Source organism: Parafrankia sp. EAN1pec (genome assembly GCF_000018005.1).
Lineage (GTDB): Bacteria > Actinomycetota > Actinomycetes > Frankiales > Frankiaceae > Parafrankia > Parafrankia soli.
On the sequence record NC_009921.1, the window covers coordinates 7,601,388 to 7,628,331 of the forward strand.

The window sequence follows — 26,944 nt, forward strand, 5'->3', positions numbered from 1 at the left end:
CACAAGAATTCGACGCCCAGAACGCTACCGAAAAGCATCGGTCACACTCCACCAGACCCTTTTCTGGACGGGGCGACAGTCCGGCGTCAAGGATCACGGATATCGGTCGGGCCGTCGGCGGTGATCCCGCGCGCGGCTGCCGGAGGAAATGGAGAACCTGGCGCAGCCGCGGCTTCGACGTCCCGAGAGGGGAATCAGAATCGGTGATCACCGACGACGTGGCCGCCGCGGTCCTCGACTCGTTACCGTCACGCATCGCCGTACTGGGACCAGATGGAATGGTGGTGCGGCTCAACGACGCGTGGCGGCGCAGCGCCGCGGCCGGGCTGGCGGTCGTCCCCGTCCGCCCCGGGGCGAGCTGGCTGGCCGCCTGCGAGGCAGCCGGGCGGAGCACGGAACCGCTGCGGACACTGGCCGGGCTGACCCGCCGGATGCTGGACAACCGCCGCGACCAGGTCCGCGTCGAGATCCCGCTGGCCACCCCGCGCGGCGAGCGCTGGCTGGACGTCCGGATCAGGGCGCTCAGCCGCGGCGACGGGCTGGTCGTCGTGGTGGACGACGTCACCGATCGCCACGACCGGGAGGCCGTGCTGCGCCACCGGGCGACCCACGACCCGGTGACGGGGCTCCCGAACCGCTCGGCTCTCCGTGATCTGATCGCCGAGGCGCTGGCCGCGCCGCCGACCGTCGGTTCCGGCCAGATGGCACCCCCCGGGGTAACCAGGAACAGCGGCCGGCGAACATCATCCGAACGGGCGGGCGTCGCCGGCTTCGAGGCGTGGACGGTACCCGTTCGGACCGGTCGGCCAGACCCGGCGGAGCCGCCGACGGCCGATCGCACCGCGGGGGTCGAGGGAAATGAAGCCGAAGCGACCCCTCTCGGGGCCGGGGCCGCGGGGGTGGAGGCCGAGGGCACCGGGGGCACCGGGGGCACGGCCGAGGGCACCGGAGTTGCGGTCCTTTTCCTCGATCTCGACGCCTTCGGGCGCGTCAACCAGCGGTTCGGCTACGCGGTCGGCGACGGGACGCTGCGCGCGGTCGCGCTCCGGTTCGCCGAGGTGCTCGGGCCCGGCGCGGTGCTGGGTCGCTGGGGCGGGGACGAGTTCGTCGTCGTGACGACCGAGGTGACCGGCCATGCGGCGGTGGCACTGGCCGACCGGCTGACCTCCTGCCTCGTCGACCCACTGGTCGTGGACGACCACCGGGTCCGGGTAACGGCCAGCGTCGGGATCGCGTTCGGTGGAGGGCTCCGATCGGGTCATGGCGAGGTCGCGCCGCTCGGCGCCGACCACGCCGCGGGCCTCGGCACCCCACCGGCCCCGGTTCACCGGCCGCTGGACGGCGATGCGCTGGTGAGGATGGCCGGCGAGGAGATCGTGAAGGCGCGCTCCCGGGCCCGCGAGACCCGTCGCGGCCGCAGCCGCCGCCAGAATCGCTCGAAATCAGGCGACTCTTCTTAAGAAGTTACAGAGAGCACACTGTCGACTTCGACTTGTATCGTGCCCGCCATGTGGATCACTATCGATGTCGCGGGCGTCGCGGACACGTCCCCTCGGGCGCCTGCCCGCGCCTGCCTGGTGCCTGCCGACAGTCGGCGGGCCACCAGGCGGACGGTGCTGCTCCGCGCCGACGGGGCAACGCCGCTGGGCGCGATCGCGGCCGCGCTGGCGGAGCGCGCGCACGGATCCGAGCGGCGGCCGGGAGGTCGGGGGCGGGGGCGGTCGCCCGGAGCGGTGCAGGGCGCCCGCGAGCCCCCGGCGGCGATCCACGTCGATGGCGCGGAGGTCGACCCCGGGCTGCGGCTGGACGCCTCGCCCCTGCGCGACGGCTCCGTTCTCAGGCTCGGCGCACCGCTCGGCGCACCGCTCGGAGCTGGGCGCAACGAGCCGGTGGGGCTTGTCGAGCTCCGGGTCACCGGTGGTCCCGGCGCCGGCATGGTGCACCGGCTCCTGGCCGGCGAATACGGCCTGGGATCGGACCCTGCCGGCGGTGTCGTGCTGCGCGGCCATTCCACGCCGCGGCGCGCGTTGTCCCTGCGGGTCGACGTCGACGGCTCCTGCACGATCACCCCCCGTACCGGGGCGACGGTGTGGATCGACGGGTGCCGCCGCGACGGCCCCGTCTCCTTCCCGGCCGGTGAACGCGGCGGTGCCGGGCCGCGGGTCACCCTGCGCGTCGGCGGGGCGCGGCTGCTGCTGACGGTGCCCGACGAGCCGGACGCCCTGCTCCAGCCGGCTCCGGCCGGGCCGTACCTGGAGATCAGCCGCGAGCCGCGGATGCTGCGTGCCCCGGGTGGTTCCCGGTACCGCCTCCCCACGCCGCCGGTTCCGCCGCGGCCCGCACCGCCCCCGGTGCTGGCAACGCTCCTCCCCGCCGCGGCCGCGACCGGGATGGCGGTACTCCTCCACGCCTACTACCTGCTTCTTTTCGCGGCGCTGGCGCCGCTCTCCCTGCTCGGCTCCTACCTGGCGGCCCGGCGCCAGGCAGCGCGGGAACACCAGCGTGAGCTGGCGGAGTACCAGCGGATCCGGGCCGAGATCGACCGGGACGCCACCGCCGCACTCGACCGCGAGGCCGCTGCCCTCCGCCGCGCCCATCCGGACCCGGCGGCGACCCTGCTCCGCGCGCTGGGCCCGCGGCGTGGTCTCTGGGAGCGCCGTCCCGAAGACCCTGACTTCCTCCACCTGCGCGTCGGCACGGGCGACCTGCCGGGCGGCGTCGTCCTCGACGACCCCGCCGCGCCGGATCACCGCCGACAGACCCGGTGGCAGCTGCGGGACGTCCCGGTGACGGTGCCGCTGCCCGAGACCGGGGTCCTCGGGGTGGTCGGGGCGGGGGACTTCGCCAAGGTGGTCGGGTCCTGGTTGACGGCGCAGGCCGCGGTGCACCACAGCCCACGGGATCTCGCCGTCCACCTCGTCGTCGGGACCGCGTCCCCGGCGAGCTGGGAGTGGGCGCGGTGGCTGCCGCACTGCCGCCCGCCCGACGGGCCTCCGGGAGCGATCCTCGTCGGGGCGGACGGGCCAGGCCGGGCGCGGCGCGTCGACGAGCTCGCCAGCATGATCGACGCCCGGCTGGCCCGCACTGGAGGCGGCGGTGCCTCGCAGGTGCCGCGCGATCCCGCGGTGCTGGTCGTCGTCGAGGGCGCGGCGTCGATGCGGGCCGCGCTGATCCCGGTGCTGCGCTCCGGGCCCCTCGTCGGCGTCTATGTCGTGTGCCTCGAACGTGATCCGCGGCTGTTGCCGCCCGAATGCCACACGGTCGTCGAACAGGTGCCGGGCGGGATGCGGGTCCGGCGGCAGGGGGCCGAGGGCGTCGACCATGTCTGCCCCGACCTGGTCGCCGGCGAGCCCGCCGGGGGCGGCGATCCGCACCCTGCCGGCGAGCCGACGGGCGGCCCGGGCACGAGCGCCGGCCTGGACGCGGAGATCTCCGGTCCCGCGGCCGCGGCCTGGTGCGAACAGCTGGCACGCGCGCTGGCACCGGTTCGCGACCCCGGCCCGCGCGAACGCGGACCGGCCTCCGCACGCGCGGAGACCAGACTGCTGGAGCTGCTCGACCTCGACCCGCCGACCGCCCGTGCGCTCGCCCCGCGCTGGATCACGGAGCGGGCCCCGGGGCCGGTCCCCATCGGGGTGTGCCCCGCCGGGCTGGTCAGCCTCGACCTGAGCCGCGACGGGCCGCACGCCCTGGTCGCTGGCACGACCGGATCCGGCAAATCGGAGTTCCTGCAGTCGCTGGTGGCCTCGCTGGCCGTCCGCAACCGGCCGGATGAGATGACCTTCGTCCTCGTCGACTACAAGGGCGGCAGCGCGTTCGGCGACTGCGCCCACCTCCCGCACACCGTCGGTCTGGTGACCGACCTCGATCCGCACCTGGTGCGGCGTGCCCTCGACTCCCTCGGCGCCGAGCTGCGCCGCCGCGAGGCGCTGCTCGCCGATGCCGGGTGCAAGGACATCGACGACTACAGCCGGGCGCCGCGGCCCTCCCACCCGGCGCGGCAACCGCTGCCGCGCCTCGTCGTGGTCATCGACGAGTTCGCCGCCCTCGTCCGCGAGCTGCCGGAGTTCGTCTCCGGGCTCGTCGGGCTCGCCGGGCGGGGCCGGTCGCTGGGGATCCACCTGGTGCTCGCCACCCAGCGGCCGGCGGGCGTCGTCTCGCCGGAGATCATGGCCAACACGAACATGCGTTCATAGGACCGTTGGAACGCCGGGTTGGAAGGCGCGGGCGAGAAACACGCTGGACCCGACAGTCTGTCTGCCCTCCGAGAAGAAGCTGTCGTGGGTGTCCCGGCTGATGGCCGGTGGCGGCCTGACGGGGTGGGGTGGCGGCCCGGCCCCCGCCTGGCGGGCCGCCACGAGCACGGTACGGCGGCAGGGGCGGGGACGGCATGTTCTCGTGGCTTCCTGTGGATAACAGCAAAGCGGGCCCCTACCCGGGTAGGTGGGAATCCGCTGGCGTACAACCATTCTCATGGTCGACAACGGGGGAGCAGGCCGGCGAACCGCCCGGCGCTGGCTGTGGATCATCGCCGGGATTGCAGCGGCTGGAGCGGTGTGCGCGGTGGTCGGGATCTGGCACCTGCCCGCACGGATGTACCCGGACGCTGGCGACGCTGACGCGCGGGCAGCACTGCAGAGCGGACTGCTCACCGCCGCCGCTGCGCTCACCGCCGTAGCTGGCGGGCTCATCGCCCTCGACGAAACCCGCCAAGCCAACGCCGAGGTACGGCGGGCGAACGCCGAGGTACGACGGGCGAACGAGAACACCCATGTGCGGGAGCTGTACGTAGAGGCAGTGAAGCTCCTCAACGACACCGAGCGAGGGATCCGCCTGGCCGGGATCTACGCCTTGGAACGCATCGCGGTGGACTCCCCGGCTGACCAGCGCACGGTGGTGGAGGTGCTGTCGGCGTTCGTGCGTGACCGCAGCACCGACCCCGCCCTACGTCTGCCTCCAACACCTGGCGAGGACGGCACGGTCCCGCCGGTACGGGCCGTGGCGGACATCCGCGCCGCCGTCCAGGTCCTGGCCCGGCTCCCGGTCCGCAAGGGCATCCCGCGTTCCGACCTGACCGGCGCCACTCTCACCGGACCGGCCAGCCTCGCCCACCTCACCCTCACCAACGCCAACCTCACCGGCGCGCGGCTAGACGGCGCGGACCTCGCCGGCGTCCGGCTGGACGGGGCGAGCCTCACCGGCGCCGTGCTGCTCGGCGCGACCCTCACCTTGGCCTCGCTGGACGGGTCGGACCTCACCGACGCCGGGCTGGACGGGGCGAGCCTCACCCACGCCCATCTGAACAGAGCGGACCTCACCGGCGCCACGCTGAACGGGGCGGACCTCACCTGGGCCCAGCTGAATGGCGCGGACCTCACCCGCGCCCAGCTGAACGTGGATGTGTCCCTTACCCACGCCTCGCTGCGCGGTGCGACCCTCACCGGCGCCGAGCTGTCCGGCGCGAGCCTCACCAGCGCCACGCTGGACGGGACGGACCTCACAGACGCCACGCTGGACGGCGCGGACCTGACCGACGCCACGCTGAATGGCGCGGACCTCACTCGCGCCTCGCTATTCCTCGCGACCCTCACCGGCGCCTCGCTGGACGGCGCGACCCTCACCCACGCCCGGCTGGGCTGCGCGACCCTCACCGGCGCCTTTGGGCTGTCGCAGGGACAGGTGGATGCCACGCAGGGGGATGAGCGGACACGGTTGCCGGAGGGTCTGGTCCGGCCGGCGTCATGGCCTCCAGAGGAGCCGCCGGACGGCGGCTGAATGAGACGCCAGCCGGGGCCCCTACCCGGGTGGGTAGGGGCCCGCTGACGTACAACCTTGGTCATGGTCGACAACGGGGAAGCACGCCGTCGGGCTGGTCGGCGCGGGCTGTGGATCGTCGCCGGGATCGCCGCGGTGGGGGCAGTCTGCGCGGTGGTGGGGATCTGGCACCTGCCGGACCGGATGTACCCGCCAGGAACCGACGGTGGGGCGGAAGCACGAGCCGCGTTGCAGGGCGGGCTACTCACGGCGGCGGCTGCGCTCACCGCCGTGGCTGGCGGTCTGATTGCCTTGGACGAGACCCGGCGGGCCAACGCCGAAGTGCGGCAGGCCAATGCCAACACCCACGTCCGCGAGCTCTACACGGCCGCGATAGGGCTGCTGAGCTCGGATGCGATCGACAGTCGGCTAGGTGGGATCTACGCCCTCGAACGGATTGCGTGGGATAGTCCTGCCGACCAGTCCACTGTCGTCGAGGTCCTCTCCGCGTTTGTCCGCGAGCACGCCCGACCCCTCACAGATGCGCCGGCCGGCCTCCCGGCCGAGATTCGGGGCCGAGGTGGTGGGGGTCTGCGCAGTCGACGTCGTCGTGGTCACGCCGCTGGCAGGAGGTCGGAGGTCCGCCACCGGCTACCGCCCTGGGATCGATTTATCCAGATAGGCCCATGGAGTAACGAGGCTCCGCCACCCACTGATGTGCAGGCGGCTCTTACCGTCCTAGGACGTCTACCCGACCTCGGAGGCTTTCGCGCCGACCTCACCGGAGCGAATCTTACCGGTGCCGAGCTAGAAGGCGCGAATCTCTTTCCCGCACGGCTGACTAGGGCCACTTTTACCGGATCACACCTAGGCAGGGTAAACCTTAAGTACGCCCAGTTGTACTTGACAAATTTCACCGATGCCACCATAAATTCCATAAACTTTACCCGCGCACAAATACAAAATACAAACTTTACGGGCACGCTAATGATGGGTGCAGACTTTAGTGAAGCACTGATCTCCGACGCAGATTTCACCGACGCCTTCCTGACTGCAACGGTTCTCACCGACGCTATAATAAGCGCAAACTTCACGCGCGCATTTATTGTGGAAGTGGATTTCTCCGGATTAAATATCGGCGGGATAAACCTCACCGATGCTCGACTGCAAGCAGTGAATTTCTCCGGCGCTAAAGGTCTTACACAGGAACAGGTGGATAGCGCCCAGGGCGACGGGCGGACGCGGTTGCCGGCGGGTCTGGTGCGGCCGGCGTCGTGGGGTCCGGAGGAGCCGCCAGTCGGGGGCGGCTGACGTCAGCAGGGCCCCTACCCCGGGGTGGGGACCGCTTCGCGTTGCTGGGGGCTACCGGGTGACCGTGAACGGTGCGCCGGCTGCCTGCGCGCGTCGGACGGGTAGTTGGGCTGGCCGCCTTGTCCGGTTCGCTGGCACTGCGGCCTGCGGTGATGGCCGTGAGGGTGGCCAGCACCGATACGGTTCGTCCCCTCAGCGAAGGGGAACAGGGCAGCGAAGGTTACCTCTGGCCTCCCTGCGGCATCTGGCGTTCGGCTCCCGCGGCGCGACACTCCCGCGCGCCGTAATCGCACCGAGGACGCAGAATCCCGCAGGGTCTGACGGAGGTCCGTTAGGCGCGAAATTGGTTTGCCTGCATGAGGTGAGCTCAGGCTGCCTCTCGGTGCCGGGCGTGCTCGTGGTGGATCGGGCACCGGGTCGGAACCCCGGTCTCCGGGTCCTCGTAGGTGTGCTGGCCGGGTCGGCAGCCGTACCGGCACACATGCGGCTCAGGGTCACGCTGCCGCGTAGGTGAGGCCATCCACCCGGACGGGGTGGTCCCCACCGCCCACGGGTCGTTCGGCGGCTCCGCCGGGGCAGGTTCGGCGGTCTGGCCGTCCTGGTCAACGACTGTCACGCCCGTGTTATCGAGCCGCTGGCCGCTGTCGGTGGCCTCGGAGGCCCAGGCGCGCAGCTCCTCGAAGCCGCGGGCACGCCGCGCGGCCTTGCTCTCCCGGCGGCCATCGAGGCGCGGCGGGACGAGCACGGGCAGGAAGCGGGTGGGGGCCGCCTCGACCGCGGTCCGCAGGTAGGCGACCGGGTCCGACACTGCGCGCGGGGTGCCGTCCTTCGTCCGCAGCACCATCGCAACGCCCTTCGATGCGAGCTCACGGTCGATCGTCTGCCCGGTCACCTCGTGCACCGCGTCGATGAGGGCCTGGACCAGGCCGACGCCGGGGCCGTCCGAGCCGCTCGTGACCCTCTGTTCGTACGCACTTTGTGCGTACGAGGGGCCGGCGGAAGCCTGCCCCTCGTACGCCGAGCAGCCCTCGACGGCCCGCGGGGACCTGGTCTGGCGGACGCAGTCCAACAGCACCTTCAGCGGGTCCGCACCGGCAGGGACGCCCCCGCCCAGCTGCTCAGCGAGCGCACCCGGCTCCACCCCCGCAGCGAGCCGCTCGGCGACCGCGGTCACCAGCTGGCCGCGTGCGGCGCTGTCCAGGTCGATACCGAAGCGGACCACCTCATCTGCGACCAGCGACTCGGCGATGACCAGCCACGGGCCGGCAGCCGACGACGGAACCGGTGATCCCCCATCCCTCTCGATGCCTGGGGTGGACCCGGCCAGGCTGGTGCTGGGAGACGGCAGCGGCGAACTGGGGGCCGGCAGACCGTCCTGTGCGGGGCTGGTACCGGCAGCGCCGGGGGGTGTGGGGTCTGCCCTGTGGTTGGGATTTTCCACAGAATGATCATCTTCGCGCGCACGCGCGAGATCATCATCATCGAAAGTTCTTTGATCTTCTTCTTGTTCTTCTGGTTGGTCTTCTCGCTGGTCTTCTTGATTAACGCCCGGTTCTCCGGCGGCCGGTCGGCCGGCGCCCGGTTCTCCGGCGCTCGGCTGGCCGGCGCCCGGAATCCTGTACGCCGGATGGGGTGACCGACCGACCACTTCGGGTGAGCCTGCCGGCATGGCGGACAAGGTGAGGGCGATCATCCATCGGCCCCCTTCCCCGCGGACGCGGTCCCGTCGCAGGTACCCCGCAGACTCCAGCTCCCGCATCGCCGCGCGTACTGCGTTCCTGCCCTCCGACGTCTGCCGCGCGACGTCGTCCGCGGTGACCTCGTAGCCATCCTTGTGCGACAGCAGGAGGGCCAGGAGGCCGCGGGCGCGCAGGCTCAGCCGGTCGTCACGAATGCTCTCGTTCGGAACCCGAACGAATCCATCTGGCGGGACGGTGTGGTCGATCCTCACCGCACCACCGGCCGAGCGTGCGCGAGGGTGCGGTGAGCTGCGCAGGGCAGGCTGCCGCGAGCATGATGGGACACGGGTTGTGGGCCCTTCTTCGACAAGGGTTTGCGATCAAGGGCCGGTTTCGGTGTTGGTAGCACCGGGCCGGCCCGTTTCATCTCGGGCGCGCGCTGCGCCGTTGTTCAGCCCGCGGAAGGCGAGATGGTGCTGGCGGGTGCGCGGCCAGTACGGCGCATCCACTCCTCGATGTCGGTGGCGAGCCAGATCTTGCCTACGCGCAGGGTTGCGATCGGTTCAGGGAAGGTCGGATCGGCCTTCATGATCTGGTAGATCCGCGCGGAGCCCAGGCCGAGGGCTTGCGCGATCTCCGCGGCGGCCATGAGCCGCAGATCTCTCGTCATGGGTTGCCAGCCTAGTAGATGAGTCGCCAGCATGTAACTTGCATAGTAGACGACTTCTCTAGTAGCGTCGCTAATGCAAGACGGCCCCGGCCAGGAGGTAGGAGCTCCGAGCCGAGGCCTACGGACCACACCTGCCAACACAGGAGAGACCCGCGCATGCAGCTTCTCACCTCCACGACGGCCCGCCTGGTCTTGGCGCTCGCTGCGATTGCGGCCCCGGCCCTGTTCCGGGCCCGCCGCACCGCAACCCCGGCCCCCGCCGCGACCGTCGAGCCCCTCCCAGTGCCCGCTGTCGAGGCCCCGCCGGCCGTCGTGCTGTTCACTGCCGACGAGCTGCCGCCCGTCGAGGTCATCGCCGCGGCTGCCGCCGACTACGACCAGGCCGCCGACGACGCCCGCGCGGCCGACCGGGCGAAGCGGAAGGCCCGCAAGCTCCTCGACCGGCTCCCTACCGGCGCCTATGGCGAGTGGATGGTCTCCCGCGAGCAGTCGGCCCGCCAGACCCCCGACCTTGACCGGATCCGCGCCGACTACGCCCGTGCCGGACTCGGCGAGGTCCCCATGCGGCCCGTTGCGTCCACGCTGAAGGTCACCCGTACTCCCGCCGCCGACCTGGCCGGTGCCGAGGCTGTGGCGGTGGCGGCGTGAACCCGTCCGTCACCCTCGACCCCACAAGCGCCACCGAGCAGCTGGAGCCCGCCGTCGTCGTCCAGCAGGTGGCCCTGACCGGCATGACCCACGGCGCCCTGTACCTGGGCACCAATGAGGGCGCCACCGTCGCCGACATCATCGCCGGACTGCAGCAGCTCCCCCCGGACGCCGTCCTGACCTCCGAGCTGCTGGGTTCCCACGCGACCCTCAGCCTGATCTTCACCGCGCCGGAGGACCTCGACCAGACCCTGGCCACGCACAACCAGCCCGGCCACGAGTACATCCACGAGGCGATCGGGGCCTACCGGGCCCGGAAGGCCGCCGCGGCCCGGTGGACGGACGGTGCCCGGTGACGACGCGCCCGACGACCTCGCTCTACATCGACCCAGCTGACCGGACGCCCCGGTTCGAGGCCGCAACCCTGCCAGATTTGCCACCCCAGGTCGTGCTGCCGGGCGAAGTACGGATATCGGCTCTGCTGTCCACGGAGGATGCGGCGGCGGCCGGCTGGTTCCGCGCCCTGGCGGCTGCGGCCGAGCAGGTGGCTGACTGGCACACGGCCCGCGCTGGCGGTGCCCTGTGACCACCTGGGCGGAACAGCGGCGTGCGGACCGGGCCGCCGACCGGGAGCAGGCACGCCAGGATCGCGCGGCGGCGCGGGAGCAGGTACGCGCAGCGCAGGCCCACACCGCCACGCTGGCCGCGCAGGCCCGCGCCGAGAAGGAACAGCGGGCCGCGCAGCGGCGAGCCGACAAGGCCGCGCGGAAGGCACGCCGCGCTGCCTGGCGCGCCGACCGCGCCGTCGAACTGTGGGTGTATCCGCTCGCGGTCGTCTCCGCGGTCATGGCGGTGCCGAGCATGGCGATCTACGGCTGGCACGTCTACGGCGGCCCGACCGGCCTCGTCCTGCCCCTGCTCTCCGAGCTGGGCGTGTGGGCGTTCGGCGCGGCCGTGCACGTGTCCCGCCGCCGCTACCCGGATCGGCCGGTGGTGACGCTCCAGGCCGGCCTGATCGTGTTCGGGGCGGTCGCCTTCGGCCTGAACTTCGCGCACGGCGCCGAGCGATCGATCGTCACCGGCCTCGTGATGGGCATCGTGTCCATCGCCGGGCCGGGAGCCCATCAGATCGCCGTGGCGAGCCCTCCCCGGAGCCGGGCGGAACGGGCCCGCGCGCGGGTCGACCGACAGGCACAGCGGCGCCTCGACCAGGCCCGCCGCATCGCCGTACGTACCGCGGCCGTCGAGCTGGACCGGGACGGAAACGCCCGCCTGGTGCACGTGCCCGGCCTGTACCAGCCAACCCGCCGCAAGCTCGCCCCCGCGGTGGTCGCCGGGCTGCCCGTCGACCCGATCGACGACGGGTGGGATGCCGCGCTGGCCACCCTCGACCCAGACGCGGGGATCGTGGAACCGGCGTTGCTGACCGACCGGACAGCCGACCCGGCGGCCGACCCGACTACCGATGGCGACCAGCACGAACGCGACGGAGAGTCGGCCTCCGGATCGGGCGGAGTCGGCCTGCTCGACCGGCCCGAGTCGGATGCCGTCGAGTCAGCAGAGAAGGCCTCCCCGCCGGCACGACGGCGCCGTCCGATCGACCCGGACGCCCGCCGGAAGTTGACCGCCGACGAGGCGCTCGGCGCGGCCCGCCGGCTCGCCACGCGGAACGGGAAGCCGGTCACCGCCGAGCAGCTCCGCACCGCGCTGCACGTGAGCGCGAAGACTGCCCGCGAGCTCCGCGACCAGGTCAACGCCGAGGTCTTCGGGGGGTCGGCATGACGGGCATCCGCGCGGACCTGCGCCAGCTCCCCTGGCCACTGGCGGGCACGCTCGTCCTGCTCGGCGTCGTCGTCCTGGCCCTGCGTGCCGCCGGCCTGCTGGTGCTGGCTGTCGTCGACACAGCCGAACGGATCGAGGCCGCGGTGTGCGCGGCAGTCGGAGTGCGACCGCTGGCCGCCTCAGTCGTCGTGCTACCGCCGCGGGGTGACAGCCGATGACCGCGGAAACCGCCACCGAGCCGGACGGCCAGGTCCTGACCGGGCCGTGGACACCACCCACCCCGGAGCCCACCTCCGCACCGGCGGCACCGGTGGAAGGCGAGGTGCTGCCCTCCCGTCCCCAGCCCTTGCCCGTGCGGCCGGGACTGGCCGATCCGATCCGCCTGCCTGCTTGGGCGACGGACCGGGCGGTGGCCCGTGCGACCGCCCGGCACGGGGTGCAGGTCGCCAGCCGGATCGGTGCCCGGTCGGCTGTCCGCACCCCGCTGGCCGTAGCCCGGGGAACGGGACAGGCAGGCCGCGCCTGGTGGTCGTGGGTGCGCGCCGAAGACCTGGCCGCCGAACTACGCGACACCGCCAGCGGCAAGCTCGGCAAGGACGTCTTCGTGGTGCGTGACCACCGCCGGGCCCGGTGGATCATCACCGGGGGGACGCTGGCCACCAGCGGCATCGGGGAAGCGATCGCGAGCGCCACCGTTGGCGGCTGGGTGCCGATGCTGTCCGCCGCAGCTGTCACCGCCGGTCTCGGCGTCGCAGGCCGGCACCAGCGAGCACCCGGCGACCCGCGGGCGCCAGGGATCGAACCGGACCCGCGCCGGGACCTGGCCCCCGAGCATCTCAACGCCGCGTTCCGCGCGGCCGGTCTCCTCAAGCCGAGCACGGCGCTGGTGCTGTGCGCGCCGGTCGTGCGGGACCGCCACGGCCGCGGCTGGGAAACCGTCCTCGACCTGCCCCGCGGTGGAGGGAAGACAGCGGCGCACGCGATCGAACGTCTGCCGGTCATCGCGGCCGAGCTCGGCGTCGACGAAATCCAGCTCATCATGAGCCGGATCCGGGCGCACGACGGCGGGCACGGCCGCCGGCTGTCGCTGTGGGTCGCCGACGACGATCCGTACATCGGCACGCCGGTCCGCTCCCAGCTCATCGACCTCGACCGGTTCGACTTCTGGGGCCCGGTGCCGTTCGGCCAAGATGCCCGCGGCAACCGCATCGAGATCCTGCTGCTCTGGCAGTCCGCGTTCTTCGGAGGCCTGCCGCGGCGCGGGAAGACGTTCTCGATGCGGTTGCTGGTCGCCGCGGCGGTGCTCGACCCGTGGTGCCAGGTCTGGTTGGCGGACGGCAAGGGTGGGGCGGACTTCCGCGCGATGGCCGGTGTGGCGCACTGCTATGTCGCCGGGGCCGACCCGGAGGACCTGACCGCGTTCGAACAGCTGCTCGACGAGCTGATCAGCGAGATGTCGCGGCGATTCGCGTTCCTCGCGACCCTGCCCGCCGCGGTGTGCCCCGAGGGCAAGCTGACTCCGGAGATCATGCGCCGGTACCGGCTGCCGCTCATCCCGTTCGTCGTCGACGAGCTACAGGAGTACTTCGAGGCCTGCGAGGAGGAGAAGGACCGTCAGCGGATCATCGGAAAGATGGCCCGGATTGCTCGCCGCGGCCCGGCGGCCGGGATCATGCCGGTGTACGCCTCGCAGCGGCCGGACGCCAAGTCGGTGCCGACGAAGCTCCGCGAGATCGTGACCTTCCGGTATTCGACGCAGGTCACCGACCGCACCAGCTCCGACATGGTTCTCGGGGACGGCAAGGCCAAGGCCGGAGCGGACGCCTCCATGCTCTCGGAGCAGCACCTGGGTGTCGGGGTGCTGGTCACCGGGCCGGCCTCGTTCGTCACGGCGAAGGCGGACCTGCTCGACAACCCCGCCTTCGAGATCGTGTGCCAGCGAGGCAGGGAACTACGCCTCGCCGAAGGCACGCTCACCGGGCAGGCCTGCGGCGACCTGGGCGCCGCGGCCGGCACCGTCGGCTACGTCATCCCCACCGTCCTCGCCGACGTTCTGGAAGCGTTCGGCCGGCGCAGCCGGATGTGGACCGACGATCTGCTCACCGCGCTGGTGAACATCGACGAGGACTCCTACGGGGAGTGGACCGGCACCGAGCTCGCCCAGGCGCTCGACGACGCCGGTGTGGTCCGCACGATGCGCCAAGTCAAGATCGACGGCGAGAACCGGGCCGGCTGGCTGCTGCGCGACATCGAAGGCGCCCTGCCCCCCGACGTGCTCGCCGCACGGCCGGTAGAGGGAGCCCCCACTACCGCCCCGGCCGGCTGACCCCGTCTACCCCTACCGGCCCGCCTGCGCCCAAGTAGCGGCTCCCCGCTACCTCGGTAGGTGGGCCGGTAGAGCCCCCCGACCTGCGAAGTAGCGCCGGTAGAGGGGCGCCACCCCCGCACGCCTCCGGCTCGAATCCGGGCCCGCCAGCACCTGCCCTGCCCTCACCGAGGCCGCAGGTACCCGCCGCTACGAAGGAGGACCCCTCGATGAGACTGATCCCCAAGAAGAAGGCTGTCCTCGACCCGAAGAAGCGCACTAGCCCGTGGGGTGAGCCGCTGACGAAGGCGGAGGCCCGGGTGTACGACCTGCGGGACTCCGGATACGACGGCTGGGTCACCTGGGCCACCGGCGAGCGCGTGAGCGACGCCGACGTGGACGCAGAGATGGGCGTCGACTTCTCCGACCGGCTGCGCGGCAAGGGCGGCCGGTGATGGGCCTGCGTGACCGCCTGCGCCGCGCGGCGAGTGGCGCCTACGAGGAGACATCCAACCAGACGCACTGCGAGGACTACAACCAGCCGTACACCGCCGCCGCGCCGATGGTGCAGATCGTGCCAGCGCCAGGAAAGGCCCGGATGCGGGTGCACAAGGCCTGCGGCCAGCGGGTCCGCGCCCGATGTGTGGCAGCGGCGAGGGTCGAAGCGGCGGAAGCCTCGGAGCGGCTCACCCAGGCGGTCCAGTCCGGGAGCTGCGCCGCGTTCGACACCGCCAAGGCTGCGGCTGATCGGGCACAGCGCCGGCTGGACGAACTGACCGGCACAGCAGCCCGCGCTGGAAGGGACGGGCCAGCAGCGCGGTCCGGATGATCTGCGGTGGAGCGTGGCATGCCGGAGGATGCCCACCCGCAGGCGAACGGGAGCGCCGCGCCGCTCATAGCACCGCCACACCCCACCCGAACACCTGTTCGCTCCCGGCGTAGCGTCGGCTCGGTGAAGTCGTACATGTGCATCCAGTGACGGCGAATAGGCGAATCGAGCCAAGAGCGTCGGTCGCGGACCACGCCGATGCCACAGATTTCGAGATCACCATGGGTCTCCATTGTTTTTTAGCTACATGCAGCGATCGACTCATAACCATGATACGGGTATCACTCGACCGTCCGATTCACGTATCACTCTCCGCCAGCCTTACTACCACGCAACGGTCGCGGGGTCGTGTAACGTCAACGCTGACGCTGACTTCTGATCGACAAGAAGAGCAGTTCACCCCGCGTCCAACATCAGATGCGCGAAAGAAGGCAACCATGCCCTCGCCCTCTGTGTGCTGGTGCGAGCATTGCCGCGACGTCGCGGCACGCACAATCGCACACGCGCGAAAGAACCGCTGGGCTGGCTCCACGGCCGAGCAGCGGCGAGCTGCTACAGCAAAGGCAACAGCGGCCAGCGTTGCCGCGAAAACGCGGCGGCGCATAGCCCGAGAAGCACAGGAAGGGACAGCAGCCTGACCGCGAGAGCCCATGTAAAGGACGAAAGGCCGGTGCTGGTAACACCGACCGATCGCCGAATCGCCATAAAGGCAATCCCGATCCCCTAGCAGAGATCAAGAAGGAGTATACGCGCGATGGATAATGACAGCCGTGTGACTTGCCGGCTGCGTGACGACCCCAGCGGGCAGACCGGGTTGCGCACACCCCTTCCGACGGGCCTCCTCCCCGCCCCGCCCATGCCGGCGCTGCCCGACCGCGAGCGCGACTTGCCGGGATACCTCGCCGGGATGCGAGCCCGGGTCACGGCAAGCCGCCGAGCTCAGGGCCTCCCCGATCGGATCACTTCGCCGCTCGTGTTGGACAAGATCGCCGCGATCATGCGCCTGCCGGACGCGCGCGAGGACACACCCGCCGCCTGAGCGACACCCCGCAGCGTCCCGCCCGCCGGGCACCGTCGTGCGCAGGCGGGCGGGACGGCACCGGCGCAAAGAAGCGCCCGCAAAACCGCGACGCACCGAGAACTCCCAACCCGACATTGTGTCACCCGTACCAGTTCGCACCGGGTGCGATAGAAACAGCGCCTACGTCGGGGCCGGGAGCCCCTCGGGTTGTCCTCCTACTCGTCTCGCGAAATTCCGAGAGCGAATTGACAACATCCGAATTGTGCCCACGCTGCCAGGAAATCATTTCCAAGCGCCAGCGTAACGCCGTCCGAGCCCGCTGGGCGCGCCTCTCTCCCGAGGAACGTCGCGCCGCCGTTGAACCTGCTGTCGCTGCCCGACACAAGAAAGGCCAGGCCGTCAAATTCGATGCCACCCCGGCCATGGGGGGCGAGCCCGTCAATGCGTGACATAAAAAACGGGGCTGGTCGCCACACCAGCCCCGTCAAAGAATCGTGCCCCCACGGCAGCAACTCCTCTTCCAGAATAGCATCAGCTGCCGACGGAATCGCCCGGCTCCGCGTGCGTCTCTGCGTGCTGGCGGCTGGTGCTCGGTGACTACGCCGCCGCTGGAGCGGTTCTCCAACGCCTACACAGCCGCCACCGGATGGGGTATCGACCCCACCCGCGCTCAGCAGGACGTCCGCTGCCCTGCTCATGAGGACGGGTCGCCGTCGCTGTCGGTCGGTGCCGGCCACGACGGGCGGGTGCTGCTGACCTGCCAGGCCGGGTGCGATCTGGACGCGATCCTGGCCGCCGTCGAGCTGGCCACCGCCGACCTGTTCCCGCCCCGCGGCGAGCAGGCGAAGCCGCAGATCGTCGCGTCGTATCCGTACACCGACGAGCAGGGAACCCGACTGTTCACGGTCCACCGCAAGGAGCCGGGCCGGGACGGGAGCCGGAAGGAGTTCGTCCAGCAGGCCGCGGACGGGTCCTGGAAGACCCGGGGTATCCGCAAGCCGCTGTACCGGCTGCCCGAGGTTGTCGAGGCCGTGAAGAACGGTGCCGTCGTCTGGGTTGTCGAGGGCGAGAAGGATGCTGACCGGCTCGCCAGCCTCAGCCTGACGGCCACGACCTGCCCGCAGGGCGCGAGGAAGTGGAAAGCGGAGCACACCGACAGCCTGTCCGGCGCCGCCGACGTGCGGGTCATCGCGGACAACGACGATCCGGGCCGGGCGCACGCCGCCCAGGTAGAGGCCGTTCTGCGGCCGGTCGTGACCTCGGTGTCGGTGTGGCTGCCAGCCGCAGGTAAGGACGTCTCCGACCATCTGAACGCCGGTCACGGCCTGGACGATCTGCGTCCGCTCGCCGTCGACGAAGGGCCGGCGCCCGGTGCTGCGTCGACGGCTGCAGCCTCGACCGTTGACGCGGCAGAGCTTGAGACCGACGACGCGAACGCGCTGCGCCTGGTAGCGGAGTACGGGAACACGATCCGCCGCGTGTCGGACATGGGGTCGTGGTGGCGCTGGACTGGAAAGCGATGGGAGCGGGATCACGACGACGCCCACGTACGCGAAGCCGCGAAGATCCTCGCCCGGAAGCTCCCGGCGGAAACACTTGAGCAGCGGAAGTACAAGCGCGCGAGCCTGAGCAGCACGGGCCTGTCGGGAGCTACGCGGGTCGCCCAGTCCGACCCGCGGGTCACCGTGCTCGCCCGCGATCTCGACGCCCACCCGCACCTGCTGAACACACAGTCCGGTGTGGTCGACCTCGTGACCGGAGCTGTAAAGCCGCACGACCCATGGCTGATGCTGACCCGGATAACCCCCCTCGACGTCGACACCGAGGCCACACACCCGATGTGGTCCGAGTTCCTCGCCGAGACCTTCGGCGGGGACACCGAGCTGGTCGCCTACGTACAGAGCCTGTGCGGACTCGCTCTGCTGGGCGACGTCCGGGAGCACGTCCTGCCCCTCATGTACGGGGCTGGGGCCAATGGGAAAGGCGTGATCCTGCTGGTCCTGCAGGGTCTCCTGGGCATCGCCGACACCGGCGGCTACTCAGTCTCCGCCCCGGACGGCTTCCTGATGGCCGGGAACGGCACCGCACACCCAACCGAGATCGCCCGGCTCCGCGGCGCACGCCTCGTGGTGTGTTCGGAGCAGACCTCCGGCCGACGCTTCGACGAAGCCAAGGTCAAGAGGCTCACCGGCGGAGACCTCCTCACCGGGCGGTTCATGCGCGGCGACTTCTTCGATTTTGAGCCGTCTCACCTGACCGTCGTCGCCACGAATCATCTGCCCGAAGTCATCGAAGGCGGACCCTCGTTCTGGCGCCGGGCCCGGCTGATCCCGTTCGATCACGTGGTTCCGCCCGAGCGGCGTGACACGGAGCTACACACCAAGCTCCTGAGCGCCGAAGGGCCGGCGATCTTGGGCTGGATGGTCCGCGGGGCGATGATCGTCATCGGAAGCGGGCTGGTCGACCCGCCCCGCGTGCTCGCCGCCACCGACGACTACCGCATCAGCGAGGACAGCCTCGCGTCGTTCGTCCGCGACGACTGCATCGTCAACCCGCACGCCTGGTGCACGGTCCCGGACTTCCGCACGCGCTATGAGGCGCACTGCGCGGAGATGGGTGTGGACCCGTTGTCCGCGAAGGCGGTCACCACTCGGCTGACCAGGGAGTTTCCGGTGCAGTCCGACCGTCTCTCCCGCCCTTCCCGTCGGATCTACCGCGGGATCGGGCTGGTCGATGCGGACGCAGAGTCCGACGAAGAAACCGGCCGGTGACGACGCGGCGATGACGGATGACGGATCGGGCCCCGAGGCCACATTTCCAGCGTTCGCGCGGGCGCCTGCGCGCACGCATATGCGCTACGCGGCAAATGCGACCGACCTGCCCGATCCGTCATCCGTCATCGCTCGACCCAACAGCACCGCCGATTCCCTGGCACGGGTCGGCCAGCAGATCGCCGACGCCCGATGCCGCGCCGAGCAGCGCCGTGCCGCCGGCCAGGCGAAGAGGACCCGCCGCGCTGCCGGGCTCGAAGCACGCCGCCCGCAAACTCGCCAGCCTCACCCACGACGCGCAGACCACCCACCAGGAGATCCCATCCCGATGACCGCCATCCCCGCGCAGGACGGCCGGCCCCGCTGCCGCTGCTGCGGTCGCCTCCTCCGCGCCGCCGCCAGCCGGGCGCTCCTGGTCGGCCCGCAGTGCCTCGCCCGCCTCCCCGCCGGAGACCGGCATCGCCTCGTGCTTGCCGCAGTCCGCGCAGCCCGCCATGTGCCACTCCAACCGCCGATCGACGCAGCCGCGTGACCGTCTCGCGCCCGGCCCGGGGACCACCTCGGGCCGGGCCACTCCGCCCGCCACAACCCAACCCGAGAGGACTCCCGTGCACAGCAGGACACCCGACGCGACGCCCCCCTTCATCGACGGCATCCGCTCTCTCGGCGACGTCGGCCTTGTCCCCGACGGCCCGCTCCGCGCCGAGGCGTACCAGCTCGCGAGCGGCGAGTCGTACATCACCCTCGCGCTCTACGGCGCCGACGAGTGGATCGCCCGGGACGGCAAGACGCTCGTCTACCAGATCGACGTGGAGGCCGTCCGGACCCTGATCGTCCGCCTCGCAGGCCTGGTCGACACCGCCGAACGTGCTGCGGCGGACGCCTCGAACCGCAGCCAGGACGTCCGCCGCCACCCGGACTACGACGGGCTGACCGAGATCACCCGGCAGCACGCCGACGGCCTTCGTCCGGAGGACATGACCGGGATGGACTGGGCCGATCTTGCGTGCGGCCTGGAAGCTCTTCGGCTCAGCGAGCGGCCGGGCATCGTCCGGGGCTGACCTTCCGCCGGCCCCGGACGCATTCCGGGGCCGGCCCGCGCGCCCCACACCCGTCATCACCCGATAGGGGACAACATGATCCCGGCCCAAGGCTGGATGGCCGAGTTCCACAACCGCACAAACGCAAGAGTGATCGCCTGGAACAACGACGGCCAGGCGCTCGTCGTCGACAAAGCCGCAGGTCGACTGGTGCCCGCCGCCCAGTTCGAAGGCTTCGAGGGCCTCGAAGTCGACGACCACATCGTTGCCGCACTGCCCGGCGATGGATGGATGGGCGAGTTCCGTAGCGGCGGCTCCACCTTCCATGAGCCGGTCATCGGCTGGCGCGTCCTTCACCTCGGCATCGGCGACCCGTTCTTCGGCGACGATCAGGGCTACTTCGAGCACGCTCCCACCCCTGAGCTAGTCCTGTCTTCCGCACGTGCGTGCGGTGAGACAGCTGCTTGATGTCTTGTTCGGATCACGTCGGGATGGTCGCGATCGGTAGTGACGGGCCTGGGACTGTTCCTGGCTGTGTCGGTCGCGATGGACTACGGGCCGCCGAGCGTCGAGAAGCCGCTCGGCGCGCTGCCCGTCGTGCGTGACTACCTGGCCCGTCTCGATGTCGCGGGCACGATCGATCGACTCGCCCCGATGCGTGACAAGGTCAACCGGGCCACCCACGGTGACGTGATCGCCGCGCTGGTCGCGAACCGGCTGACCTCGCCGACCCCGCTGCTGCACGTCGAGCGGTGGGCACGCCAGTGGGCGGTCGAGGAGATGTTCGGTATCGCGCCGGACGTGTTGAACGACGACCGGGTCGGTCGGGCGCTTGACGCGCTCGCCCCGGTCTGTGAGGCCGTGGTCGGTTCGGTCGGTGCCGCGGCGATCGCCGCGTTCGGCCTCGACGTCTCCCGTATCCACTGGGACATGACGTCGATCTCGCTGCACGGCGCCTACCCCGAGGTCGACGAGGACTACACGACCCCGAGATACGGCCATCCCAAGGACCGCCGGCCCGACCTCAAACAGGTCCAGACCGGGCTCGCGGTCACCGGTGACGGCGGGATCCCGCTGGTCCACCGCGCCTACGACGGCGGCGCCGGCGAGGTCGCCCAGGTCACCGGCGCGATGCGCGCCCTGGCCACGATCGCCGGCGAACGGCGGTTCCTGCTGGTCGGAGACAGCAAGCTCGTTTCCTACGGAAACCTGACCGCGCTGATCGACGCCGGGGTGGAGTTCCTCGCTCCGGCACCGAAACCCGTGGTGCCCGCTTCGACGCTCGCCGGGCTGGACTGGGCCAGCGCTGGCATCGTCGAGTACGTCGCCGACCGTGACCAGGCCAGGTTCGCTCACCAGCGGGCCTCCTACCGGGCCCGCGAAGGGGTGACAACGCTGCGCGGGCCACGCAAGAAGGACCCGGTCCTCACGGTGCGCACGGTCTACATCTGGTCGTCGGCCCGCGCGCACGCCGCGCGGGCTGCCCGGTCGAGCAAACTCGACCGGGCCCGCGACGACCTCGACCGGCTCTCCCACGCCGCCGGTTCCCACCACCTCTACCGCGACGTTGCCGCGGTGACCGCCCGCGTCGCGACGATCGCGGCGAAACGCCGCGTCGCCGGCTACCTCCTCACCGAGACGAGCACCGACCCGAACACCGGGAAACCTGTCCTGACCTGGCATTTCGACCAGGCCGCGCTCGACGCCGAGGCCGCCACCGACGGCTGGTACGCCCTGCTGACCAACCTGCCTGACGACGTCGGCCCGGCCGAGGTCCTCGCCCGTTACAAGGGCCAGGAGGTCGTCGAACGGCGCTACGGCGCGTTCAAGGGCCCGCTCGCGGTCGCCCCGATGTTCCTGCACTCCAACCAGCGCATCCACGCGCTCATCCACGTCATCTGCCTGGCGCTGCTCGTCTTCTCGCTCATCGAGCGCCAGGCACGGCTCGGTGCTGGCCCGGACGGGAAGATCCCCGGCCTCTACGCCGGCCGGCCCGCCCGGCCCACCGGCGCGCTCGTCCTCGGCGCACTCAACACACTGCGCCTCATGCCCGCGCGTGACGGCCAGCCCGCTTACATCCCCCGCCCACCGCGCCTTCACCAACACCTCCTCGACATCCTCGGCACCGACCCGACCCGACCACCTTGACCACCAACCAGGCAGGTCAAAGCATCGAATCCCCATGTGCGGAAGACCCGGCTAGTCAGGGTGTGGCACCCGAACGCCACCGGCGCGAAGGCGCCCCCGTCGGACGCGTCCGCATCACCCCAGGCCTGAAACACAACAACTCACCGCGGCCTGCAGGGCCTCGACCACCGCGCAGGCCGCGCCAGCCCTCCCGCTCCCAGCTTCACCCCCGGGGCCGGGTCACCCGCCCAGCAGCCACCAGCGCCGCCGCGGAGCCCGGTGCTGCCTCAGCGCCGCACCCCGCTCCAGTGGTTCGGCCGCAGGCAGGTGGCACGCAAGCCCGCCCGGGGGCTGCCACCCCGGCTCCGCCCGCAGCTCCAAGCACCACACCTCGGGCCCGTACTCATCCTCACCGCCGTAGTACACGGTCCGCATCACATCCCGATCATCGCGCAGGAGACGCCTTGACCGACATCACCGAGAAGCCCTGGCAGTCCAGAACCCGGCTCGCCGCGCCCCACGTAGCCTTCCTGCCGCCTCCACCCGCACCCGTCCGGGACGACCAGGGCCAGACCTCGCCACCGTCCCGCACCCGAACAGCGCCCGCGCCGTGGCACGGCTTGGTCAGCCCCCCGGAGTACACCTGCCCAAGCTGCCGCACGGAGGCCACCCGCGACCAGCACGCCGCGCTCGCTGTCACCCACCGGACGTACTGCCTCACGCGGACGGCCACCGCATGAGTTCTGTGCACCCAAGGAGTGTGCACCCAGAGGTTGTGCACACCGATATGCCGCAGCCGGCGGGCGAACGTTCGCTCTCTCGCGCGCGCCCGCGCGATACGGCCCCGTGGGCGCGCGTCCCGCCCGACGAACGGGCGTACCTGCGCGCGGGAGTTGGCTCACGGCTGGAGGCAGCCCGCCGGGCTGCTGGTCTGTCCCGCCTGGCGCTCGCCCGTCGGGTGGGGTGCAGCGCCGGCCTGGTCCGGCACCTTGAGCGCGGGACCTGCCGACCCCGGGAGGCTGCCGTCCGGTGGCTGGCGTACGCGCTGGAGCCGGACGACCCGGCCCCACTGCGGGAAGCGCTGCTGCAGGCCGCGGGGGATTCGCTGCGGCCCGACACCTCGGGCACGGCGCGGGCCTGGACCAGGCGTTGTGAGCATGCGTTCCTCGCAGGGCATTGGCCGGTGCCGTCCGACGTCGCCCAGGCCATCGCGGCGCACCAGGCTGCAGCTGCGGCCAACCGTGAGGCTCTGGCCATCCTCGACCGGCCCGGTGCCATGCGCAGCGTGCGGGCGCTGGACCAGGCGTCCGCGCTGCTGGACCGGGCACTCGTCCTCGCGGAACAGGCGGGCCCACCGGTCACCGTCATCGTCGGCCGTCACCGCCGCACCTACCACGGGATTTGATCAGGAGTGAAACCGCGTTGCTCGACGACTTCGAGGCGGCCACAGCTGGCCGCACCTTGCCGGCAGGCTACGTCCTGGACGCCGGCGTCCTCGGTGTAGATCTGGCCGCCGCACGCGCCAGGGTCGCCGCCTACGCTCAGACGCGGGAGTTGCTGCGAGCCCGCCTGGTGCTCGCTCTTAGCCCGGCCGAATTCCGCCGGCTGGACGTCCACCTGCGCCGGCTGCCGGTCCGTGGCGCGGTCGCGCTGATGGTCACCGTTGCCGGCACCGACGCAGCCGGCTTGGAGAGGCTTCGCGCCCAGCTGGCCCCGGCCCCGCCCGGCCGGTGGGGCGCCGCGGTCCACCTCGTCGATGCCGCCCGGCGGGCCGCACAGCCGCGGGACCACGTCGCCGTACCCGCCCACCTCTCCAGGCCCGTCAGGGTGCTGCTGGCGTTCGGCGCCGAGGCCCACAGCCGGGCCAGTGGGGGATCGGCCGTTCTTCCCGGCCTGCCCGCGCTCCTCGAAGAGCTGCGCACGGCCGGAGTTCGCCATGACCGCGGCCTGGCCGTCCCCCCGCCTCGGTTCCAAGTGGAAACCGCCCCGTCAGGGCCCTCCATGATCGGAAGAGAGCCCACCGAGGGCACTCCGACCGAGTGGGTGTCCGCCTCCGACTACGCGCGGCGGGCCCGGATCACCCGGCAGGCGGCGACACGTCAGGCCAGGGAGGGCCGAGCACCGGCGCGGATGGTCGGAGGCCGGTGGTTGATCTTGACTGACTTGGAGCCTGATGCCCCCGCCCCCGATCCCGACCAGCACCGATGACCTGGACGGCGCCCTCACCGCGCTCGACTCCGCTGCCAGCCCGGAGCAGGCCGCCGACGCCGAAGGGCTGATCGCACGCATCCTGGCTCGCCGCGCCGAGCGGACCCGTGACCGCCTCGCCATCGAAGCGAACGCCGCACGGCTCGCCGAGCTCCAGGCCCTCCGCGAGGAGATCGCCGGCCATGCCGGTGACGCCAACGAGATCCACAGCCGTCTTACCGCCGCGGTGGAGGCGGTCTCCGAGCTCGTCGCCGCGGTGGACGCCCGCCGGGCACGCTTCGCCGAGTGGAGGGCTGGCCTGACACGTACCGTTCCCGAGGGCTGGGAGTCCCGGCCGCAGGACGCCGGGTTCGGCTGGCACAGCCACGACCCGAGCCGGATCGCCGTTGACCGCGGAAGCTATGTCGGCCAGCTGGACGTGGCGGTGCTCCTCGGTCTTGTGCTGCACCAGGTGGCGGCCGGCCGTGCCACGCCCGGCGGAGCGCTCGCCCCCGCCGAGATCAACCCGCGCGACCACGCTGACCTGATCAACGACCCGGCGGCGTATCTGCGCCGACAGCTCGGCACCGGCCGGCCGGAGGCCCGATGACCGCGCCTCGGGCCACCCGGCCCGTCGCGCAGAAGGCCGCCGAGTGGCTCGACACCGCCAGCACCGAGGCCATCGCCGCAGCGTTCGAACGCGGCGAGCTCGCCGCGGTGCTGGGAGGCACGCCCCCCGTCGAAGTGACTACCGGCCAGCAGTGGAGTTCGGCTGATGTGGACGCGGCCACGCCCGTGCAGATTGCCGCGGCACGGCTCCGCGGCGACCTCGCCGATCTGTTCGACAGCGAGGACGGGCAGCCGGGCGGAGACGAGGCCGCTTGACTCGCGCGGGCACAATCCACACCGCGTGCATCGCCACCGCGGCGGCCTGCGCTGACCTGGTCGGCTGGGCCGAGCCGCGGGTCCGGCCCCTGCCCGGCCGCCGCGCCGAACAGGGCTGGAGCGTCGACTTGGACGAACTGCACGAGGTCGCCGGCCGGGCGCTGCGCTACGTCACCCAGGTCAACGCCAGGAACTGGCGCTGGCGGCTCCGCGAGATCAGGTTCGCCGTCCTCCGCTACGAGATCGGCCAGCGCATGGCCCGGCATGTCGACCCCAGCCCGCCCGGCATGGTCCGCCGCGCCTCGGTGTCGGTGCAGCTCACCCCGGGAGACGACTACGCCGGTGGCGACCTCACCTTGTGGCCTGATGGCCGGCCGATAGTCGCCAGCCGCGACGTCGGCACCGCCGTCGCGTTCCCGGCCGCAACCGCGCACGAAGTCGGCGAGGTGACCTCGGGTGTCCGCTGGGCGCTCGTCGGGTGGTCCTACTCGTGACCGTTCCCTGCTACCTTCTGGAGCCCGCCATGCCCACCGATACCGCCGAAGCTGCCCCTGCCGATCTCGTCCCGCGCAGCGAGGTACCGGCGCGCTGGCCGGTGATCGGGGCACGGCACGCCCGCCGGCTCACCGAGACGCGGACGATCCCAAGCTGGCGGGTCGGCCGCCGGGTGTTCGTGTCCGCGGCCGATGTCGCCGAATACCTCGCCGGATGCCGGCGCCCGTCCGCTCGGGAGGCCGCCGCTATGGGCACTGACGGTCTGTAACGGTCTGTCGTGGTCGGTCACGGTCATATTCCTGTATCGCGATAATATGCCTTATCGCGATACAGGATCCTTGATCGACAGGCGGTAAGCAAGCATGATCGACCCTGCCGGAACCCTCGCCCCGGTTCCGTCCGTTGACCTCGACATCGTCGGTGCCCGGGACGCGAGCGTCTCCGCGACCACCGCCCGCATGATCGACGACGCGACCGCAGCGAACACCAAGCGCGCGTACGCCAGACAGTGGTCGACCTTCACGGCCTGGTGTTCCCAGGAGGGCCGGACCATGCTCCCGTGCTCGGATGCCACGCTCGCCGAGTACGCGGCGCAGCTCGTCACCGCCGGGGCCGGGCCGGCCACCGTGGAACAGGCCATTGCCACCATCCGCCGGGTCCACCGCGACCAGGCCGCCACCCCGCCCGACACCCGCGCCGCACGGCTAGTGCTGCGCACAGCCCGCCGGGAACGCGCCGACGCCGGGCAGGCCACCCGACAGGCACCGCCAGCCGCGCTGGATCAGCTCCGCGCCATGCTCGCCGCCTGCGACACCAGCACCCGCGGAGTCCGTGACCGGGCCCTGCTGCTGCTCGGCTTCGCGATGATGGGCCGCCGTTCGGAGCTCGCCGCGCTCGACCTGGCCGACATCCGCGAGGTCGACGAGGGCCTGATCGTCGTCGTCCGCCGGTCGAAGACCGACCAAGACGGCCGCGGCGCCGAGGTCGCCGTTCCCTACGGCAGCCGGCCGGACTCGTGCCCTGTGCGCGCGGTCCGGGCCTGGCGCGGCTGGCTCGCCTCCATCGGCATCACCGAGGGCCGACTGTTCCGTTCCGTAACGAGGCACGGCCACATCGGCGAGGCCATGTCCGGCGACGGGATCCGCCGAGCCGTCCGCGCCGCCGCCGTCCGGGCCGGCCTCCCGAACGCGGACGTCTTCTCGGCTCACTCGCTGCGGGCTGGAGGGGCGACAGCCGCGGCGAAGGCCGGCGCCCCGGTCGCCGCGATCGCCCGGCAAGGCCGCTGGTCACCCACCTCGCCCGTGGTGCACTCGTACATCCGGGCAGCCGACCGATGGCGGGACAACCCGATGGCCAGTGTGGGCCTGTGAAGGACGCGGACCTGTATCGAACGCTTGTCCGAACGGCCTCCACGGGTACCGTGGCGCCCTACTCGGGGGT

General features: G+C 71.6%; 30 protein-coding genes. 26 read left to right on the top strand and 4 right to left on the bottom strand.

Annotated elements, in window-relative coordinates; genetic code table 11:
• Positions 1 to 203 precede the first annotated feature (203 nt).
• From FRANEAN1_RS31085 to FRANEAN1_RS39815, 4 genes are all read left to right on the top strand, one after another.
• Positions 204 to 1,460, top strand: coding sequence for a GGDEF domain-containing protein (locus tag FRANEAN1_RS31085; RefSeq protein ID WP_020463679.1), 1,257 nt, complete (start codon positions 204 to 206; stop codon positions 1,458 to 1,460).
• A 48-nt stretch (positions 1,461 to 1,508) separates the two neighbouring features.
• Complete coding sequence (locus tag FRANEAN1_RS31090; protein WP_020463680.1) at positions 1,509 to 4,196, top strand: FtsK/SpoIIIE domain-containing protein; 2,688 nt, start codon at positions 1,509 to 1,511, stop codon at positions 4,194 to 4,196.
• 277 nt (positions 4,197 to 4,473) lie between these two features.
• The gene (locus FRANEAN1_RS31095; protein WP_020463681.1) at positions 4,474 to 5,775 is read left to right on the top strand and encodes a pentapeptide repeat-containing protein; all 1,302 of its coding nucleotides are present in this window, start codon (positions 4,474 to 4,476) and stop codon (positions 5,773 to 5,775) included.
• 63 nt (positions 5,776 to 5,838) lie between these two features.
• Entirely contained in the window at positions 5,839 to 7,065 is a 1,227-nt protein-coding gene (locus tag FRANEAN1_RS39815; protein ID WP_020463682.1) for a pentapeptide repeat-containing protein, read from the top strand.
• Positions 7,066 to 7,432: 367 nt separating this feature from the next.
• Here the strand turns inward: FRANEAN1_RS39815 and FRANEAN1_RS31105 are convergent, their stop codons facing one another.
• On the bottom strand, positions 7,433 to 8,287 hold the full coding sequence (locus FRANEAN1_RS31105) for a hypothetical protein (protein WP_041254963.1): 855 nt from the start codon (positions 8,285 to 8,287) through the stop codon (positions 7,433 to 7,435).
• Positions 8,288 to 8,509: 222 nt separating this feature from the next.
• On the opposite strand from FRANEAN1_RS31105, the gene FRANEAN1_RS31110 reads away from it, so the two are divergent.
• Positions 8,510 to 8,701, top strand: coding sequence for a hypothetical protein (locus FRANEAN1_RS31110; protein ID WP_157472852.1), 192 nt, complete (start codon positions 8,510 to 8,512; stop codon positions 8,699 to 8,701).
• A gap of 494 nt (positions 8,702 to 9,195) precedes the next feature.
• Here the strand turns inward: FRANEAN1_RS31110 and FRANEAN1_RS31115 are convergent, their stop codons facing one another.
• Entirely contained in the window at positions 9,196 to 9,393 is a 198-nt protein-coding gene (locus FRANEAN1_RS31115; RefSeq protein ID WP_041254967.1) for an AlpA family phage regulatory protein, read from the bottom strand.
• 177 nt (positions 9,394 to 9,570) lie between these two features.
• Here FRANEAN1_RS31115 and FRANEAN1_RS31120 point away from each other — a divergent pair, with 177 nt between their 5' ends.
• The 10 genes from FRANEAN1_RS31120 to FRANEAN1_RS42645 all read left to right on the top strand — a co-directional run bounded on the left by FRANEAN1_RS31120 (position 9,571) and on the right by FRANEAN1_RS42645 (position 18,770).
• Positions 9,571 to 10,062 (top strand): hypothetical protein, encoded by a 492-nt coding sequence (locus FRANEAN1_RS31120; RefSeq protein WP_020463685.1) that lies wholly within the window; start codon positions 9,571 to 9,573, stop codon positions 10,060 to 10,062.
• A complete protein-coding gene (locus tag FRANEAN1_RS31125; RefSeq protein ID WP_020463686.1) occupies positions 10,059 to 10,418 on the top strand; it encodes a hypothetical protein in 360 nt (119 codons plus the stop codon). The genes FRANEAN1_RS31120 and FRANEAN1_RS31125 overlap by 4 nt, the downstream gene beginning before the upstream one ends.
• Positions 10,415 to 10,648: a hypothetical protein gene (locus FRANEAN1_RS31130; protein WP_041254968.1), complete on the top strand. Its 234-nt coding sequence runs from the start codon at positions 10,415 to 10,417 to the stop codon at positions 10,646 to 10,648. Before FRANEAN1_RS31125 ends, FRANEAN1_RS31130 begins: the two co-directional genes overlap by 4 nt.
• The gene (locus FRANEAN1_RS31135) at positions 10,645 to 11,844 is read left to right on the top strand and encodes a hypothetical protein (protein ID WP_020463687.1); all 1,200 of its coding nucleotides are present in this window, start codon (positions 10,645 to 10,647) and stop codon (positions 11,842 to 11,844) included. The genes FRANEAN1_RS31130 and FRANEAN1_RS31135 overlap by 4 nt, the downstream gene beginning before the upstream one ends.
• Positions 11,841 to 12,062, top strand: a complete 222-nt coding sequence (locus tag FRANEAN1_RS31140) for a hypothetical protein (RefSeq protein ID WP_020463688.1) — start codon at positions 11,841 to 11,843, stop codon at positions 12,060 to 12,062. The genes FRANEAN1_RS31135 and FRANEAN1_RS31140 overlap by 4 nt, the downstream gene beginning before the upstream one ends.
• Positions 12,059 to 14,170: an FtsK/SpoIIIE domain-containing protein gene (locus FRANEAN1_RS31145; RefSeq protein WP_020463689.1), complete on the top strand. Its 2,112-nt coding sequence runs from the start codon at positions 12,059 to 12,061 to the stop codon at positions 14,168 to 14,170. The genes FRANEAN1_RS31140 and FRANEAN1_RS31145 overlap by 4 nt, the downstream gene beginning before the upstream one ends.
• Before the next feature lie 209 nt (positions 14,171 to 14,379).
• Positions 14,380 to 14,604, top strand: coding sequence for a hypothetical protein (locus FRANEAN1_RS31150; protein ID WP_020463690.1), 225 nt, complete (start codon positions 14,380 to 14,382; stop codon positions 14,602 to 14,604).
• Positions 14,601 to 14,978 (top strand): hypothetical protein, encoded by a 378-nt coding sequence (locus tag FRANEAN1_RS31155; RefSeq protein WP_041254969.1) that lies wholly within the window; start codon positions 14,601 to 14,603, stop codon positions 14,976 to 14,978. The genes FRANEAN1_RS31150 and FRANEAN1_RS31155 overlap by 4 nt, the downstream gene beginning before the upstream one ends.
• Before the next feature lie 754 nt (positions 14,979 to 15,732).
• Positions 15,733 to 16,017, top strand: a complete 285-nt coding sequence (locus FRANEAN1_RS31160; RefSeq protein WP_157472853.1) for a hypothetical protein — start codon at positions 15,733 to 15,735, stop codon at positions 16,015 to 16,017.
• A gap of 575 nt (positions 16,018 to 16,592) precedes the next feature.
• Positions 16,593 to 18,770, top strand: coding sequence for a phage/plasmid primase, P4 family (locus tag FRANEAN1_RS42645; protein WP_020463692.1), 2,178 nt, complete (start codon positions 16,593 to 16,595; stop codon positions 18,768 to 18,770).
• 118 nt (positions 18,771 to 18,888) lie between these two features.
• On the opposite strand, the gene FRANEAN1_RS31170 is transcribed toward FRANEAN1_RS42645, so the two are convergent.
• On the bottom strand, positions 18,889 to 19,266 hold the full coding sequence (locus FRANEAN1_RS31170; RefSeq protein ID WP_041254971.1) for a hypothetical protein: 378 nt from the start codon (positions 19,264 to 19,266) through the stop codon (positions 18,889 to 18,891).
• Between the two features lie 112 nt (positions 19,267 to 19,378).
• Here FRANEAN1_RS31170 and FRANEAN1_RS31175 point away from each other — a divergent pair, with 112 nt between their 5' ends.
• The 3 genes from FRANEAN1_RS31175 (at position 19,379) to FRANEAN1_RS31185 (ending at position 21,958) form a co-directional block, all read left to right on the top strand.
• Positions 19,379 to 19,831: a hypothetical protein gene (locus FRANEAN1_RS31175; protein ID WP_020463693.1), complete on the top strand. Its 453-nt coding sequence runs from the start codon at positions 19,379 to 19,381 to the stop codon at positions 19,829 to 19,831.
• Positions 19,832 to 19,927: 96 nt separating this feature from the next.
• Entirely contained in the window at positions 19,928 to 20,278 is a 351-nt protein-coding gene (locus tag FRANEAN1_RS31180) for a hypothetical protein (protein ID WP_041254972.1), read from the top strand.
• Between the two features lie 39 nt (positions 20,279 to 20,317).
• Positions 20,318 to 21,958, top strand: coding sequence for an IS1634 family transposase (locus tag FRANEAN1_RS31185; RefSeq protein WP_347176769.1), 1,641 nt, complete (start codon positions 20,318 to 20,320; stop codon positions 21,956 to 21,958).
• 219 nt (positions 21,959 to 22,177) lie between these two features.
• Here the strand turns inward: FRANEAN1_RS31185 and FRANEAN1_RS40530 are convergent, their stop codons facing one another.
• On the bottom strand, positions 22,178 to 22,375 hold the full coding sequence (locus tag FRANEAN1_RS40530; RefSeq protein WP_041254973.1) for a hypothetical protein: 198 nt from the start codon (positions 22,373 to 22,375) through the stop codon (positions 22,178 to 22,180).
• Positions 22,376 to 22,401: 26 nt separating this feature from the next.
• Between FRANEAN1_RS40530 and FRANEAN1_RS40535 the strand changes: the two genes are divergently transcribed.
• From FRANEAN1_RS40535 to FRANEAN1_RS41705, 8 genes are all read left to right on the top strand, one after another.
• Positions 22,402 to 22,677: a hypothetical protein gene (locus tag FRANEAN1_RS40535; RefSeq protein ID WP_041254974.1), complete on the top strand. Its 276-nt coding sequence runs from the start codon at positions 22,402 to 22,404 to the stop codon at positions 22,675 to 22,677.
• A gap of 47 nt (positions 22,678 to 22,724) precedes the next feature.
• Positions 22,725 to 23,342 (top strand): helix-turn-helix domain-containing protein, encoded by a 618-nt coding sequence (locus FRANEAN1_RS31200; RefSeq protein WP_198145393.1) that lies wholly within the window; start codon positions 22,725 to 22,727, stop codon positions 23,340 to 23,342.
• Between the two features lie 17 nt (positions 23,343 to 23,359).
• Positions 23,360 to 24,145 carry a hypothetical protein gene (locus tag FRANEAN1_RS31205; protein ID WP_020463696.1) on the top strand — a complete coding sequence of 262 codons (786 nt, stop codon included), beginning with the start codon at positions 23,360 to 23,362 and terminating at the stop codon, positions 24,143 to 24,145.
• On the top strand, positions 24,111 to 24,734 hold the full coding sequence (locus FRANEAN1_RS31210; protein WP_020463697.1) for a hypothetical protein: 624 nt from the start codon (positions 24,111 to 24,113) through the stop codon (positions 24,732 to 24,734). The genes FRANEAN1_RS31205 and FRANEAN1_RS31210 overlap by 35 nt, the downstream gene beginning before the upstream one ends.
• On the top strand, positions 24,731 to 25,009 hold the full coding sequence (locus FRANEAN1_RS31215) for a hypothetical protein (protein ID WP_041254977.1): 279 nt from the start codon (positions 24,731 to 24,733) through the stop codon (positions 25,007 to 25,009). The genes FRANEAN1_RS31210 and FRANEAN1_RS31215 overlap by 4 nt, the downstream gene beginning before the upstream one ends.
• Positions 25,006 to 25,503, top strand: a complete 498-nt coding sequence (locus FRANEAN1_RS37530; protein WP_020463698.1) for a 2OG-Fe(II) oxygenase — start codon at positions 25,006 to 25,008, stop codon at positions 25,501 to 25,503. The genes FRANEAN1_RS31215 and FRANEAN1_RS37530 overlap by 4 nt, the downstream gene beginning before the upstream one ends.
• Positions 25,500 to 25,772, top strand: coding sequence for a helix-turn-helix domain-containing protein (locus tag FRANEAN1_RS31225; RefSeq protein WP_041254978.1), 273 nt, complete (start codon positions 25,500 to 25,502; stop codon positions 25,770 to 25,772). Before FRANEAN1_RS37530 ends, FRANEAN1_RS31225 begins: the two co-directional genes overlap by 4 nt.
• Before the next feature lie 94 nt (positions 25,773 to 25,866).
• A complete protein-coding gene (locus tag FRANEAN1_RS41705; RefSeq protein ID WP_020463699.1) occupies positions 25,867 to 26,874 on the top strand; it encodes a tyrosine-type recombinase/integrase in 1,008 nt (335 codons plus the stop codon).
• Positions 26,875 to 26,944: the final 70 nt, after the last annotated feature.